The organism is Pseudomonas sp. GD03944 (assembly GCF_029839275.1).
Lineage (GTDB): Bacteria > Pseudomonadota > Gammaproteobacteria > Pseudomonadales > Pseudomonadaceae > Aquipseudomonas.
This window is the reverse complement of record NZ_JAOCAH010000017.1, coordinates 73,906-88,523: the sequence shown is the minus strand read 5'-3', so window position 1 is coordinate 88,523 and position 14,618 is coordinate 73,906. Positions and strand designations below refer to the sequence as shown.

Here is a 14,618-nt window from a genome sequence, read left to right as displayed (position 1 = left end):
CGCTTACGCGTTCATCTGCCCCTGCAGGTCGTCGAGCAACACCTGCAGCAGCTCAAGGCGCTCGTGGGGCGGATCGAGCGTCAGCAGCTGCACCTTCTGCTCGGCGTTCAGCGGCAGCAGGTAGGCCAGCTGGTTCGCCAGCTCCGCCTGGCCGGTGGCCACGCCGCCCATGCCCAGGCTCTCCACCAGCGGGTGCGCCGCCAAGGCGGCGAGCAGCGCGGCCAGGTCGGCGTGCTCGGCCCGCAGTGGCAGGTCATCGGCATCGTCCAGCCACTCGATGCCCGCCATGGTTAGCTGGTCGGGCAGCACTTGGGCGCGCTGCACCCGAAAGCGCCGGCCGCCCTCGACCCGAATCCCCAGCAAGCCGTTGGGCCGCTGCTGGAAATCGCGGATCAGCGCCTCACAGCCCACCGAGGCGAATTGCCCGGCCGCTTCGCCGACCTCCTCGCCGTCGATGATGCACACCACCCCGAACCCTTCGCCCTGCTTCATGCAGCGGCTGATCATGTCCAGGTAGCGCGCTTCGAAGATCTGCAGGTCCAGCATGCAACCGGGAAACAGCACGGTGTTCAGGGGAAACAGCGGCAGGTTCATCTCACATCCCTCGGTTCAGCAGGACAAACGCCAGCGGCAGCAACACCGCGGTCACCATGCCCATCAGGCTCATCGACAGCGCCGCGAAGGCACCGCATTCCTCGCTTTCCTGCATGGCACGGGCCGTGCCCACCGCATGGGCGGTCATGCCCAGGGCCATGCCCATGGCCGCGTGGTGGCGAATGCCGCACAGGCGCAGCAACGACGGGCCGAGAATCGCCCCCACCACCCCGGTGATCATGACGAACACCGCCGCCAGCGCGGCGATGCCGCCGATCTGGCTGGCCACCAGCATGGCAATGGGCGACGTCACCGATTTGGGCGCCATGCTCAGCAGCATGAAGTCTTCGGCGCCGAACCACCAGGCGAAGGCCACGCCCAACAGGGTCGCCACCGTGCCTGCCACCAGCAGGGTCAGCACGATCGGCCAGAACAACTGGCGGATGCGCCGCAGGTTGAGGAACAGCGGCACCGCCAGCGCCACGGTGGCGGGGCCGAGGAACAGGGTCAGGGCCTCGGCGCTGGTCTTGTACTCCTCAAACCCCAGCCCGCAGAGCAGCAGCACCGAAATCACGATCACCATCGACAGCAGCACCGGCTGCAAAAACACCCAGCGGGTCTTCTCGTAGGCGGCGATCGACAGCTGATACGCCCCCAGCGTCACCCCGACGCCAAACAGCGGGTGATGGGTGACCGCCTGCCAGGCGCCGTACCAGTCCAGGTTCATGCATCCTCCCGGCGGCGCTGCTGGCGCTCGATCAGGAGCTGCATCACCCAGCCGGCGAAGACCAGCGACAGCACCAGCGACAACACCAGGGCCCCGACCACCGCCCAGAAATCCGCGACGATCGCCTCGGCGTAGGCCATGACCCCGACCGCCGGCGGCACCAGCAGCAGCGGCAGGTACTTGAGCAGGCTGCTCGAGGCCAGGTGCAGGGGCTCGCCCACCTCGCCGCGCAGCAGCAGGAACACGAACAGCAGCAACATGCCGATGATCGGCCCCGGCAGGATCGGCAGGAACAGGACGTTGAGCGCAGTGCCGAGCAGCTGGCACAGCACCAGCCAGGACAGGCCGCGTAAAAGCATGGGGGGATATCTCCGGGAATCGGTCGCGGCGGGCACCTGCCGCTGTCTACTCGACGCCAGGCCCGACCGGCCCGGCAAAACGACGCCCATTATAGGCTGGCGAGGCAGCCGGCTATAACCCTCCACGAAATCCAGCCGCCCTGTGCACCAGCGCACGGACGTCGGGGTAGCGGCCTGACAAACGCCCATGGCCATGCTTTGATACGCGCCTTCGCCCCAATGGACTGGATCGTCGTCATGCCCCTACTCGCCTTGCTCGTCATCGCCTGCCAGGTCACCTGCGGCCTGCATGTGGTTCGCAGCGGCCAGGAACGCTACTGGCTCTACCTGATCATCGCCCTGCCCGGCCTGGGCTGCCTCATTTACTTCCTCGGCATCATGCTGCCCGACATGCTCGGCAGCCGTCGCGGACGCCGCGCCCTCAACCAGTTGCACGACAGCATCGACCCGCAACGCCACCTGCGCGCGCTGCGCGACGAGTTGGACATTCGCGACACCCGCGAAACCCGCATCAACCTGGCCGACGAGCTGCTGCGCATGGGCCAGCCGGAAGAGGCCGCCACGCATTATCAGATGGCCCTGCGCGGCATCCACACCGATGCCCCGGACATCCTGCTGGGCCTGGCTCGCGCACGCTTCGCCCTGGACGATTTCGCCGGCTGCCGGGACGCCCTGGAGCGCCTGATCGACAAGAACCCGGACTTCCGCTCGGCCGACGGGCACCTGCTGTATGCCCGTGCCCTCGAAGGGCTCGGCGACGACCTCAAGGCCGAAGAGGAATACCAGGCCCTGAATCGCTATTACGCCGGCCCCGAGGCGAGCTACCGCTACGCCTTGTTGCTGGCCCGCCTGGGCCGCCTGCGCGAGGCGCGGGAGCTGCACGAGCAGATCCGGACCCACGCCCGGCGCGCTGCCCGGCACTACCGCACGCTGCACAAGGAGTGGTTGGACCTGAGCCAGCAGGCGTTGCGCAACCTGCAGGCGGACTGAGGCTCGGGGCACCTGCGGTGCCCGTCACCGCGGCGGGCTATGACCCGCCATTCATCAGGGCGCGGCAGGCTTGACCCGGCGCACGGCGCGTGATGATCTTGTGGGCGGCAGAACAATAACAAACACCCGCTCCTCAAGGAGGACCTATGCCGTCAGTACCCGTCGCAGAACTGCATACCTACGTGGGCAAGGAACTTGGACGCTCCGACTGGTTGACCATCGACCAGGACCGCATCGATCGATTCGCCGAGTGCACCGGCGACCATCAGTTCATCCATGTCGATCCGGAAAAAGCCAAACTGACGCCCTTCGGCACCACCATCGCCCACGGTTTCCTCTCGCTGTCGCTGATCCCGAAACTGATGGAAGGCATCATGATCATGCCCCAGGGCCTGAAGATGGCCGTCAACTACGGCCTGGACAGCGTGCGCTTCATCCAGCCGGTCAAGGTCGGCTCCAAGGTGCGCCTGGTGGTGACCCTGACCGATGCCAACGAAAAGAACCCCGGCCAGTGGCTGCTCAAGGCCCGCGCCGTGATGGAAATCGAAGGCCAGGAAAAACCGGCCTACATCGCCGAGCCGCTGACCCTCTGCTTCGTCTGACCCCCGCCCCCGACAACGTGCCGCCCCAGAGCGGCGCGTTCGTCATCCCTGCCGTGCACTGTCACACCGCTGATCGCCTGGTTTGCGGCATACTCCCAGCAACCGTTCGACCTGGATGCCCGTCATGCCACGCTTCGCTCACCTGGCTCCCCTGAGCCTCGCCCTGCTCCTCGCTGCCTGCGGCGATGGCGAGCCCCTGCTGCCGCCCGACGCAATCCTGCCCGATGGCAGCCGCTACCGCGGCGAAGTGGTCGACGGCCTGCTGCAGGGCCCGGGGCGCCTGGACTACCGGGACGGCAGCTGGTTCGAAGGCGGTTTCAAGGATGGCCAACTGCACGGCAAGGGCGAATGGCACGACGCCAATGGCGAATACTATGCCGGCGAGTTCCAGGACGGCGTGTTTCATGGCCAGGGCCTCCTGCGCCAGCGCGACGGCAGCGAATACCGCGGCGGCTTCGCCAAGGGCCACTTCGCCGGCGAAGGCCGCCTGGAACAGCAGGGCCAGGTGCATGCCGGGCAGTTCAAGAACGACCTGCTCGACGGCCCGGGCACCCTGACCCTCAGCGACGGCAGCCGCTACCAGGGCCAGTTCCGCAAGGGCCAGCCCCACGGCCAGGGCGTGCGCACCGATGAATACGGCAACCAGTTCAGCGGCGCATTCGACAAGGGCCAACTGAACGGTCCCGGCAACTACAAGGGCGCCGACGGCGACCTGTACGACGGCGGCTTCCGCCACGGCGAGTTCCACGGCAAGGGCCGTTACCAGGACCCCGCCGGCGACGCCTGGAACGGCCAGTTCGCCGAGGGCGCACTGAACGGCGAAGGCGAGTACCAGGGCAGCGACGGCACCCATTACAAGGGCGCGTTCCGCGGCTGGAACTACCACGGCCAGGGCCGCCTGGCGCGCCCTAACGGCGATGTCTATGAGGGCCAGTTCGCCAACGGCGAATACGCCGGCAGCGGCACCCTGACCCTGGCCGATGGCAGCCAGCAACGCGGTGTCTGGCAGGGCGGCCAGCGGGTGCGTGACGAACAGGGCACGCTGCTGCCCGACCCGCTGGAAATCGGCCTGCTCACCCAGGGCCGCCTGCTCGACGAGGCCATCGCCGGGCTGCCGGCATCGACGCCGGAGATCGACCTGTACACCCTGACCCTGGCCGGCGACGGCAAGCAGAGCGTGTTCCTGCGCGAGGCCGACTACGTGGCCAACCTGCTCAAGCAGCGCTTCGCCGCCCACGGCAACATCACCCTGGTCAACCACCGCAACCACCTGGCCGACCGCCCGCTGGCCACCCGCGAGAACCTGACCCGCGCCGTGCAGGCCCTGGCCGAGCGCAGTGGCGAAGAGGACCTGATCTTCATCTACCTGACCAGCCACGGCTCGCGTCATCACGAACTGAACCTGGACCAGCCGCGCCTGCGCCTGGCCGATCTGCCGGCCAGCGAACTGGCGGCCCTGCTGGCGCCGCTCAAGGACCGGCACAAGGTGGTGGTGGTCTCGGCCTGCTATTCCGGCGGATTCATCCCGCCGCTCAAGGATGACAAGACCCTGCTCATGACCGCCGCCCGAGCGGATCGCGTGTCCTTCGGCTGCTCGGAAGAAAACGACTTCACCTACTTCGGCCGCGCGCTGTTCGCCGATGCCCTGACCCAGACCGACGACCTGCAACGCGCCTTCGAACTGGCCAAGGCCCACGTGGCCGAACGCGAAGAGGCCGATGGCTTCGAGCCTTCCGAACCCCAGATCTGGGCGCCCAAGGCCGTGCTCGCGCACTGGCAGGCGCTGCGCGAACAGCAGGCCCGGGACGCGCTGAGCGCCGCCGCCACCGACAAACCGACCGCCACACACTAGACTGACCATTATCAGCGGAGGGAATCCCGACCATGTATTTGACGCCCCAGCACATCCTTCTCGCGGGTGCCACCGGCCTGACCGGCGAACACCTGCTGGATCGCCTGCTCAACGAACCCACCGTCGAGCGCGTGCTGGCGCCGAGTCGTCGGCCGTTGTCCGAGCACCCGCACCTGGAAAACCCGGTGGGCGAGCTGCTGACACTCCTGCCCCAGCTGAACGGCCCGGTGAACACGGCCTTCTGCTGCCTCGGCAGCACCATCAGGCAGGCCGGCTCCCAGGACGCCTTCCGCGCCGTCGACCATGACATGGTGCTGGCCTTCGCCCTGCGCGCCCGGGAGCTGGGTGCGCGCCACCTGATCGTGGTCAGCGCCCTGGGCGCGGACAAGCATTCCTCGGTGTTCTACAACCGCGTCAAAGGCGAAATGGAACAGGCCCTGATCGACCAGAACTGGCCACAACTGACCCTGGCCCGGCCGTCGCTGCTGCTCGGCCCGCGCAGCGAATTCCGCCTCGGCGAACGCCTGGCCGCGCCACTGCTGCGCTGGCTGCCGGGCAAGTACCGCGGCATCGAGACCACCGTGCTGGCCCGCGCCCTGTGGCGCCTGGCCCTGGAAGAAGACAGCGGCGTACGCGTGGTGCTGTCCGACGAATTGCGCCGCCTCGGCCGCTGACCCTCTTCATTCGCGAGAACCGAATCACCATGAGCACCTCCCCCCACAGCCTGATCGAAGCGCTGGTCACCACCGACATGCTGGAAATCGACGGCCTGCACGCCTGGCAATTCTCCGTGGACAACGAGCTGCTGGCGCAGGTCAGTGCCGGCTCGGCGAACGCCGACAGCCAGAACCGCCCGCTGCTGCAGATCGAATGCATCGACGGCCGTGAACGGCGCCACTGGCAATTCAGCCTGGCCGCCGTTTCGGCGGCCCGCTTCGATGCCGCGTCCGACACCTGGCACCTGGCCGGCCAGGACGCCGAGCACCAGCTCAAATGCTTCGCCGCCATCAGCGCGGACAACAGCGACGAACCCGACGACGCCTGACCCCGCACCGGGAGACGTGGCATGCAGCTCTATGACCGCTATGTCCTGCCCCGCCTGATCGACTTCGCCTGCGGCATGGGCGAGGTCATGAAAAGCCGCTCGAAAATTGTCCCCCAGGCCCATGGCCGGGTCCTGGAGATCGGCATCGGCAGCGGCCTCAACCTGGGCTTCTACGACCCGGCCAAGGTGCGCGTGATCGTCGGTGTCGACCCGTCGGCCGACATGCAGAAGCTGGCCCGCGAGCGCGCCGCCAACATCGCCATCCCGGTGGAAATGATTGCCCTGGAACTGGGGGAGATCCAGGCGCCCGATGCCAGCTTCGACTGCATCGTCTGCACCTTCACCCTGTGCACCATTCCCGATGCAGTGGCCGCCCTTGTGGAAATGCGCCGGGTACTCAAGCCCGGCGGCCGCCTGCTGTTCTGCGAACACGGGCTGGCACCGGATGCTTCGGTGGTGCGCTGGCAGCATCGCCTGACACCCCTGTGGAAACCCCTGGCTGGGGGCTGCCACCTCAACCGTGACATCCCTGCGCTGATCCAGGCTGGCGGCTTCACCCTGGGCAGTGTGGAAACCGGCTACCTGAAAGGCCCGCGGCCGATGACCTTTATCTACCGCGGCTGGGCGCACTGAGGCCTAGGAGCTGCATGTCGCCACGCCATCATCCGAGAGGGCTCCCCTGGTGGGTTACGCAACGCGCCGAGGGCGTGGCGTTTGCAAGCGCACAGTGGGGCGTTGCTAAACCCACCCTACGGTTCTGCGCCGAGCGCAAGGGCGTCCGCGCTGGTCTTGACGCTGGAGACGGATGACGCCAAGGTGGTCGCTTCGTCCCGTGGAGCCCGCCCATGAGCCTCGAGTCCGTTCGTGCCTTTCTTGCCGAGAGGGCGCCCGACCTGCAGATCATCGAACTGCAAACCAGCACCGCCACCGTGACCATGGCCGCCGAAGCCCATGGTGTGGCGCCGGGGCAGATCGCCAAGACCCTGGCCTTTCGCATCGGCGAACAGAACCTGCTGGTGGTGGCCCGGGGCGATGCACGCATCGACAACCGCAAGATGAAAGAGGCCTTCGGCGCCAAGGGTAAGATGCTCGACGCCGACACCGTGGTGGCGCTGACCGGCCACCCGGTCGGCGGCGTCTGCCCGTTCGGTTTGGCCACGGACTTGCCGGTGTACTGCGACGTGTCGCTGCACGCCTTCGAGGAAGTGGTGCCCGCGGCCGGCTCGATCCACAGCGCCGTGCGCATCTGCCCGACACGCATGGCCGAGTTGGTGAATGCCCAATGGGTGGACGTGTGCCAGGCCCTGCCCGCCGAGACCGCCGCCGAGCCCGTCGCCTCCTGACCCTCGATCACGGGATAGCCATGAAACCGCAGCTGCTGATTCTCAACCCGCTCAGCGAAGCCAGCCTGGCGCGCATCGCCGAACGCTTCGAGGTGATCTACGCGGCCCAGGCCGACCTGCGTGACGCGGCCATCGATCGCCACGGCGCCAGCATCCAGGCGGTGCTGACCATCGGTACCATCGGCCTGACCGGCGAGGAAATCGCCCGCCTGCCGCAACTGGGGTTGATTGCCACCCTGGGCGTGGGCTACGAGAAGGTCGACCTGGAGGCCGCGCGCCAGCGCGCCATCGCCCTGTGCAATGGCGCCGGCAGCAACGCCCACTGCGTCGCCGACCACGCCATGGCCCTGTTGCTGGGGGCGATCCGCGACCTGCGCCGCCTGGACGTGGCCTGCCGCGCCGGCGTCTGGCGCGACGCCCTGCCCATGCAGGACAGCGTGTACGGCAAGCGCCTGGGCATTCTCGGCATGGGCGCCATCGGCGAGCAGATCGCCAAACGCGCCGAGGCATTCGGCATGCCGGTGGGTTACCACAACCGCTCGGCCAAGGCCGACAGCCCGCACCGCTACTTCCCCAGCGTGCAGGCGCTGGCGCAGTGGTGCGACTGCCTGGTGGTCGCCATCCCCGGCGGCGCCGCGACCCGCCACCTGGTCGATGCCGAGGTGCTGGCCGCGCTTGGTCCGCAGGGTTACCTGGTCAACGTGGCGCGCGGCAGTGTGGTGGACACCCAGGCCCTGAACGCAGCCCTGCGCGACGGGCAGATTCGCGCCGCGGCGCTGGATGTCTATGAAAGCGAACCGCTGCCGCCCACCGAGCTGCTGGACCTCGACAACCTGATCCTGACCCCGCATGTCGGCGGCAACTCGCCCCAAGCCCTGGAGCAATCACTCAGCCTGTTCCTCGACAACATCGAACGGCACTTCAACGGCCAACCGCTGCGCACCCCTATCTGACGCCCCCGTGTAGGAGCGGACTTGTCCGCGAGCTTTTCTGGTCTCAAATGATCGCGGCTAAAGCCCCTCCCACAGGGCCCGCCGCCATTCACCCACCGCCACTGACCTGCAGGCCAATCCCCAACGCCTTGGCCAGAGACAGCGGCAGTAACAGGGTATCGAGCAGGGCGCTGGCCGGCAGGTCCAGCCAGGCCAGGCGCGGCGCCTCGGCGCCGAAACGGTCCACCGGGCAGCACCCGCCCTGCAGGCTGTACCAGTCCAGCCGGGTGCCGGCGTAGACCACCGGCGCGCCCGGCTTGTTGGCATCCAGGGTGCGCACGCTGGCGCAGCCGGTCAGGCTCAGTGCCAGCAGGATCAGGCACAGGGCACGACGCATCAGCCGCGCTCGGTGCGGATTTCGACCAGCCTGCCGTCGATGAAACGCAGGTAGCGCAGCACGCCGTTGCGCGGCCCGTAGATCCATTGTTCCACCGTGGCACCGCCCCCCTGCGGGCTGCTGGGCGGCGTCACCTCGCGCTTGTCCGGCTCGCCGCAGATGCGCAGCACGTCGAGGCTGTGCTGGCCCTCGTCGATCAGTGCATTGCCGCAGCGCATGGAGGCCTGGGCCAGCGGGCTGAGCAGGGCGATCGACAGACCACCCAGCAGACAACGGATCGCAACGGACATGGTGATTCTCCCTACTCCTCGGACACCTGATGGTGCTCGCCCCAGCGCGGCAGCATGTCCTGGGGAATGCCCAGGCAGTTGAGAATCCGCGCGACGACGAAGTCGATCAGGTCATCGATGGTCTGTGGCTGGTGATAGAAGCCCGGCGCCGCCGGCAGGATCACCGCCCCCATGTTCGACAGCTTGAGCATGTTCTCCAGGTGAATGCTGGAGAACGGCGCCTCCCGGGGGACCAGGATCAGTTGCCGGCGCTCTTTCAGGGCGACGTCCGCCGCCCGTTCGATCAGGTTGTTGCAGGCGCCGGTGGCGATGGCCGACAGGGTGCCGGTCGAGCACGGCACCACCACCATCGCCCCGGGCGCGCCGGAGCCGGAGGCCACCGGCGCCATCCAGTCTTCCTTGCCGTAGACGCGGATCTGCCCGGGCGCGGCGCCAGTGTATTCGCTGAGGAAGGTCTGGATCGCCTGGGGTTTGGCCGGCAGGGTGACATCGGTCTCCGTGGCCATCACCAGTTGCGCCGCCTTGGAGATCAGGAAGTGCACCTCGCGGTCTTCCTGCACCAGGCAGTCGAGCAGGCGCAGGCCGTACTGGGCGCCCGAAGCGCCGGTCATGGCCAGGGTAACGCGCTCAGGTCCGGACATTCACGCCTCCAGCGCGGCAGCGAGCTTGCCGTGCAGCCCGCCAAAACCGCCGTTGCTCATGATCACCACCTGGGTGCCCGGCGTCGCTTCGGCCTTGACCCCATCGATGATCGCTTCCAGCGAATCGCAGACCCGGGTCGGTACCGTGGAAGTGGAAACGGTGGCCGCCAGGTCCCAGCCGAGGTTGGCCGGCGCGTACCAGTACACCGAGTCGGCCTGTTGCACCGATTCCGGCAACCCGTCGCGGTGGGCGCCGAGCTTCATGGAGTTGGAGCGCGGCTCGACGATGGCGATCAGGCGAGTATCGCCGATGCGCTTGCGCAGGCCATCCAGGGTGGTGGCGATGGCGGTCGGGTGGTGGGCGAAATCGTCATAGATGGTCACGCCCTTGACCTCGGCCACTTTCTCCATGCGCCGCTTGGCGTTCTGGAACAGGCACAGCGCCTCGATCCCCAGGGCCGGCACCACGCCCACATGGCGCGCCGCGGCCAGCACCGCCAGGGCGTTGGCCACGTTGTGCTGGCCGGTCAGTTGCCAATCCACCACGCCTTCGGCCTTGCCTTCGAAGCTCACCTCGAAGCGCGAGCCGTCTTCGCTGAGCAGCCGCGCCTGCCATTGGCCATCGGCACCGGTGGTCTGCACCGGCGTCCAGCAGCCCATGCCCACCACGCGCTTGAGCGCGGTCTCGGAGGTCGGGTGGATGACCAGGCCTTCGCTCGGAATAGTCCGCACCAGGTGGTGGAACTGCCGCTCGATCGCCGCCAGGTCAGGGAAGATGTCCGCGTGGTCGAACTCCAGGTTGTTGAGGATCGCCGTGCGCGGGCGGTAGTGAACGAACTTGCTGCGTTTGTCGAAGAAGGCGCTGTCGTACTCGTCGGCCTCGACCACGAAGAACGGCGTGCCGCCCAGGCGTGCGGAAATTCCGAAGTTCTGCGGCACGCCGCCGATCAGGAAGCCCGGGCTCATGTTCGCGTGTTCCAGCACCCAGGCCAGCATGCTGCTGCTGGTGGTCTTGCCATGGGTCCCGGCCACGGCCAGCACCCAGCGCCCCTGCAGCACATGGTCGGCCAGCCACTGCGGGCCGCTGACGTAAGGCAGGCCCTTGTTCAGCACGTACTCCACCGCCGGGTTGCCACGCGACAGCGCATTGCCGATCACCACCAGGTCCGGGGCCGGTTCCAACTGCGCCGGGTCGTAGCCCTGCATCAGCTCGATGCCCTGGGCTTGCAGCTGGGTGCTCATGGGCGGGTAGACATTGGCGTCGGAACCGGTGACGCGGTGCCCCAGTTCCTTGGCCAGCACGGCCAGCGACCCCATGAAGGTGCCGCAGATACCGAGAATATGGATGTGCATGGAGGTCCTCAAAAAGCTGGCCGCAGCGGCCTTGGGCGAGATGCCGGCAGGTTAGCACAGCCCCCGGCGGGCAAGCGCGGCAACGCTCACGCCCTGGGCGCCGGACACGCGGCCGTACCGCCTGTTCGACCGCAGGAATCGCCGCGGATTCCGGCGCCCCTGCACAGGCCGATGCGCTTCAAGACATGTCAGGACCGGGTGAAACGCCACAGGGCAACTACGCTCTAACGACACGGATGCCGTCCGGCTGCCCCCAGTGAGCAGGCACCGGCCGGCGCCCTCCCGTTCCACCCTTTTCGCACGCGCAGCCCCACAAGGGTGGCGTGCGTAACGACAGGAGAGGTCAGCACCATGATTTACGCCAAACCCGGTACCCCCGGCGCCGTCGTCGCACTCAAGCCGCGCTACGGCAACTACATCAATGGCGAGTTCGTCGCCCCCATCAAGGGCGAATACTTCACCAACACCAGCCCGGTCGACGCCTCGGTGATCGGCGAATTCCCCCGTTCCGGCAGCGACGACATCGAGCGTGCCCTGGACGCCGCCCATGCCGCGGCCGATGCCTGGGGCAAGACCGCCGTGCAGGACCGTGCGCTGATCCTGCTGAAGATCGCCGACCGCATCGAAGCCAACCTCGAACAACTGGCCATCGCCGAAACCTGGGACAACGGCAAGGCCGTGCGTGAAACCCTCAACGCCGACGTGCCCCTGGCCGCCGACCATTTCCGCTACTTCGCCGGCTGCATCCGCGCCCAGGAAGGCACCAGCGCGGAAATCAACGAACACACCGCCTCCTACCACTTCCACGAGCCACTGGGCGTGGTCGGGCAGATCATCCCCTGGAACTTCCCGCTGCTGATGGCCGCCTGGAAGCTGGCCCCGGCCCTGGCCGCCGGCAACTGCGTGGTGCTCAAGCCCGCCGAGCAGACGCCGCTGTCCATCACCCTGCTGGCCGAACTGGTCGGCGACCTGCTGCCGCCGGGCGTACTCAATATCGTCCAGGGCTACGGCCGCGAGGCTGGCCAGGCCCTGGCCACCAGCAAGCGCATCGCCAAGATCGCCTTCACCGGCTCCACCCCGGTAGGCTCGCACATCCTCAAGTGCGCCGCGGAAAACATCATCCCCAGCACCGTGGAGCTGGGCGGCAAGAGCCCGAACATCTTCTTCGAGGACATCATGCAGGCCGAGCCGGCCTTCATCGAAAAGGCCGCCGAAGGCCTGGTGCTGGCCTTCTTCAACCAGGGTGAGGTCTGCACCTGCCCGTCCCGGGCGCTGGTGCAGGAGTCGATCTTCGAGCCGTTCATGGCCGAGGTGATGAAGAAGATCAAGGTGATCAAGCGCGGCGACCCGCTGGACACCGAGACCATGGTCGGCGCCCAGGCGTCCCAGCAGCAGTACGACAAGATCCTCAGCTACCTGGACATCGCCCAGCAAGAAGGGGCCGAGCTGCTCACCGGCGGCGCCACCGAGAAACTCGAAGGCGACCTGGCCAGCGGTTATTACATCCAGCCGACGCTGCTCAAGGGCACCAACAAAATGCGCGTGTTCCAGGAGGAGATCTTCGGCCCGGTGGTCGGCGTGACGACCTTCAAGGACGAAGCCGAGGCCCTGGCTATCGCCAACGACACCGAGTTCGGCCTCGGCGCCGGGGTGTGGACCCGCGACATCAACCGCGCCTACCGCATGGGCCGCGGGATCAAGGCCGGGCGTGTCTGGACCAACTGCTACCACCTGTACCCGGCCCACGCCGCGTTCGGTGGCTACAAGAAGTCCGGGGTCGGGCGTGAAACCCACAAGATGATGCTCGACCACTACCAGCAGACCAAGAACCTGCTGATCAGCTACGACATCAACCCGCTGGGCTTCTTCTGACGCCCACCCGCGCCAAGCCGGATCACCGGCCTGGCGCGGCCTTGAGCCCCCTGCAACAGAATCAAACGCTTGCTTGGATTGCGCTTTCCAAACGCTTTAGGCAGCATCGGGCTGACGGTCTGGCATAGCGCCTGCATTGCCGAGACAGCCCATCACCAGAAGCCGAGGCCCGCCATGCGCATTGTCCAAGCCACCCTGGAACATCTGGACCTGCTGACCCCGCTGTTCGTCAAATACCGCGAGTTTTACGACGAGCTGCCCTTCCCCGACTCGTCGCGCAAATTCCTGGAAACCCGCCTCAAGCGCAAGGAGTCGGTGATCTACCTGGCCCTGGCCGATGACGAAGACAAGCTGATGGGCTTCTGCCAGCTCTACCCCAGCTTCTCCTCGCTCTCGCTCAAGCGCGTGTGGATCCTCAACGACATCTACGTGGCCGAAGACGCGCGCCGGCAACTGGTGGCCGACCGCCTGCTGCAGACCGCGAAGAAAATGGCCAGGGACACCAACGCGGTGCGCATGCGCGTCGCTACCAGCCGCGACAACGAAGTCGCGCACAAGGTGTACGAATCCATCGGTTTCGTCGAAGACAGCCAGTTCAAGAACTACGTGCTGCCCATCAACAGCGACTGAAACCGGCCACCGGCACTGCACACCGCCTCGGGTGGCAGTGCCGAACCGCGAAACTTGCCGCCTCCCCGCCCGCCGCTTATGGTGGTCTGCCCTTTCGACCGGAGCCACTGACGCATGTGGTCGTTCCGTGCCTGGCGCCGCCAGCGCATTCTTTCCCGCCACCCCGTGGACCCCGCAGCCTGGGCCACCGTGCGCCAGCGCCTGCCGATCCTCGACGGCCTGAGCGATGCCGAAGACCAGCGCCTGCGTGAGCGCGCCGTGCTGTTCCTGCACGGCAAGCACCTCAGCGCCCTGCCCGGCGTCGAGCTGGACGGCACCGACCGCCTGACCCTGGCCGCCCTGGCCGAGCTGCCCTTGCTGCACCTGGCTGACCTCAACTGGTACCAGGGCTTCCACGAGATCGTCCTGTACCCCGATGATTTCGTCAGCCCGCAGCGCCACCGCGACGCCAGCGGCATCGAACACGAATGGGACGGCGAACACAGCGGCGAAGCCTGGCAACAGGGGCCGGTGATCCTCGCCTGGCCGGGCGTCCAGTCCAGCGGTAGCTGGGACGGCTACAACCTGGTGATCCACGAGCTGGCCCACAAGCTGGACATGCTCAACGGCGACGCCAACGGCCTGCCGCCCCTGCACCGCGGCATGCGCATCGACGAATGGGCCAGCGCCATGCAGGGCGCCTTCGACCAGATGAACGCCGAACTGGATGCCGACCCGGAGACGGAAACGCCGATCGACCCGTACGCGGCCGAGAACCCGGCGGAATTTTTTGCGGTAACCAGTGAGTATTTCTTCAGCGCGCCGGATCTATTGCTCGAGACGTTCCCCCAGGTCTACGCGCAACTGGCCCTGTTCTACCGCCAGGACCCGCACCAGCGCCTGCAGCAGTTGCTCATCGACCACCCGGACTACCGCGAGCGGCCGGACGATCCGCCTGTCGCGACCAATGGCTAGGTAAACCGACGTAGCAACGCCTTGGGAATGTGCCTAT

18 protein-coding genes are annotated in these 14,618 nt (G+C 67.2%); 11 read left to right on the top strand and 7 right to left on the bottom strand.

Translation table 11 applies throughout. The features are described from left to right. Positions 1–3: 3 nt before the first annotated feature. Genes N5C28_RS21435 through N5C28_RS21425 form a run of 3 tightly spaced genes read right to left on the bottom strand, consistent with a single transcriptional unit; the run spans position 4 to position 1,680 of the window. Positions 4–594 (bottom strand): LON peptidase substrate-binding domain-containing protein, encoded by a 591-nt coding sequence (locus N5C28_RS21435; RefSeq protein ID WP_279825349.1) that lies wholly within the window; start codon positions 592–594, stop codon positions 4–6. Position 595: 1 nt separating this feature from the next. Further along, complete coding sequence (locus N5C28_RS21430) at positions 596–1,315, bottom strand: LrgB family protein (RefSeq protein ID WP_279825373.1); 720 nt, start codon at positions 1,313–1,315, stop codon at positions 596–598. A 2-nt stretch (positions 1,316–1,317) separates the two neighbouring features. Further along, positions 1,318–1,680: a CidA/LrgA family protein gene (locus tag N5C28_RS21425; RefSeq protein ID WP_279825348.1), complete on the bottom strand. Its 363-nt coding sequence runs from the start codon at positions 1,678–1,680 to the stop codon at positions 1,318–1,320. A 237-nt stretch (positions 1,681–1,917) separates the two neighbouring features. On the opposite strand from N5C28_RS21425, the gene N5C28_RS21420 reads away from it, so the two are divergent. From N5C28_RS21420 to N5C28_RS21385, 8 genes are all read left to right on the top strand, one after another. Continuing rightward, entirely contained in the window at positions 1,918–2,670 is a 753-nt protein-coding gene (locus tag N5C28_RS21420; RefSeq protein ID WP_279825347.1) for a tetratricopeptide repeat protein, read from the top strand. A gap of 146 nt (positions 2,671–2,816) precedes the next feature. Further along, entirely contained in the window at positions 2,817–3,272 is a 456-nt protein-coding gene (locus N5C28_RS21415) for a MaoC family dehydratase (protein ID WP_279825346.1), read from the top strand. A gap of 124 nt (positions 3,273–3,396) precedes the next feature. After that, a complete protein-coding gene (locus tag N5C28_RS21410) occupies positions 3,397–5,124 on the top strand; it encodes a C13 family peptidase (protein ID WP_279825345.1) in 1,728 nt (575 codons plus the stop codon). A gap of 32 nt (positions 5,125–5,156) precedes the next feature. Beyond that, entirely contained in the window at positions 5,157–5,798 is a 642-nt protein-coding gene (locus tag N5C28_RS21405) for an oxidoreductase (protein ID WP_279825343.1), read from the top strand. Positions 5,799–5,827: 29 nt separating this feature from the next. Next, a complete protein-coding gene (locus tag N5C28_RS21400) occupies positions 5,828–6,169 on the top strand; it encodes a DUF5629 family protein (protein ID WP_279825341.1) in 342 nt (113 codons plus the stop codon). Positions 6,170–6,190: 21 nt separating this feature from the next. Further along, positions 6,191–6,802 carry a class I SAM-dependent methyltransferase gene (locus N5C28_RS21395; protein ID WP_279825339.1) on the top strand — a complete coding sequence of 204 codons (612 nt, stop codon included), beginning with the start codon at positions 6,191–6,193 and terminating at the stop codon, positions 6,800–6,802. Positions 6,803–7,014: 212 nt separating this feature from the next. Further along, positions 7,015–7,512, top strand: a complete 498-nt coding sequence (locus N5C28_RS21390) for a YbaK/EbsC family protein (RefSeq protein ID WP_279825338.1) — start codon at positions 7,015–7,017, stop codon at positions 7,510–7,512. 20 nt (positions 7,513–7,532) lie between these two features. Beyond that, on the top strand, positions 7,533–8,465 hold the full coding sequence (locus tag N5C28_RS21385) for a 2-hydroxyacid dehydrogenase (protein ID WP_279825337.1): 933 nt from the start codon (positions 7,533–7,535) through the stop codon (positions 8,463–8,465). 88 nt (positions 8,466–8,553) lie between these two features. Here N5C28_RS21385 and N5C28_RS21380 read toward each other — a convergent pair whose 3' ends face one another. Genes N5C28_RS21380 through mpl form a run of 4 tightly spaced genes read right to left on the bottom strand, consistent with a single transcriptional unit; the run spans position 8,554 to position 11,125 of the window. Further along, positions 8,554–8,841 (bottom strand): YceK/YidQ family lipoprotein, encoded by a 288-nt coding sequence (locus N5C28_RS21380; protein ID WP_279825336.1) that lies wholly within the window; start codon positions 8,839–8,841, stop codon positions 8,554–8,556. Further along, the gene (locus N5C28_RS21375) at positions 8,841–9,131 is read right to left on the bottom strand and encodes a DUF2845 domain-containing protein (protein ID WP_279825334.1); all 291 of its coding nucleotides are present in this window, start codon (positions 9,129–9,131) and stop codon (positions 8,841–8,843) included. The genes N5C28_RS21380 and N5C28_RS21375 overlap by 1 nt, the downstream gene beginning before the upstream one ends. Positions 9,132–9,142: 11 nt before the next feature. Next, positions 9,143–9,772: a flavin prenyltransferase UbiX gene (ubiX, locus tag N5C28_RS21370; protein ID WP_279825332.1), complete on the bottom strand. Its 630-nt coding sequence runs from the start codon at positions 9,770–9,772 to the stop codon at positions 9,143–9,145. Continuing rightward, positions 9,773–11,125, bottom strand: a complete 1,353-nt coding sequence (gene mpl / locus N5C28_RS21365; protein ID WP_279825330.1) for a UDP-N-acetylmuramate:L-alanyl-gamma-D-glutamyl-meso-diaminopimelate ligase — start codon at positions 11,123–11,125, stop codon at positions 9,773–9,775. 351 nt (positions 11,126–11,476) lie between these two features. Between mpl and N5C28_RS21360 the strand changes: the two genes are divergently transcribed. The 3 genes from N5C28_RS21360 (at position 11,477) to N5C28_RS21350 (ending at position 14,581) form a co-directional block, all read left to right on the top strand. Further along, entirely contained in the window at positions 11,477–12,997 is a 1,521-nt protein-coding gene (locus tag N5C28_RS21360) for an aldehyde dehydrogenase (protein ID WP_279825329.1), read from the top strand. 174 nt (positions 12,998–13,171) lie between these two features. Further along, a complete protein-coding gene (locus tag N5C28_RS21355) occupies positions 13,172–13,627 on the top strand; it encodes a GNAT family N-acetyltransferase (RefSeq protein WP_279825328.1) in 456 nt (151 codons plus the stop codon). Positions 13,628–13,741: 114 nt separating this feature from the next. Continuing rightward, positions 13,742–14,581, top strand: a complete 840-nt coding sequence (locus N5C28_RS21350) for a zinc-dependent peptidase (protein ID WP_279825327.1) — start codon at positions 13,742–13,744, stop codon at positions 14,579–14,581. The last annotated feature ends 37 nt before the right edge of the window (positions 14,582–14,618 follow it).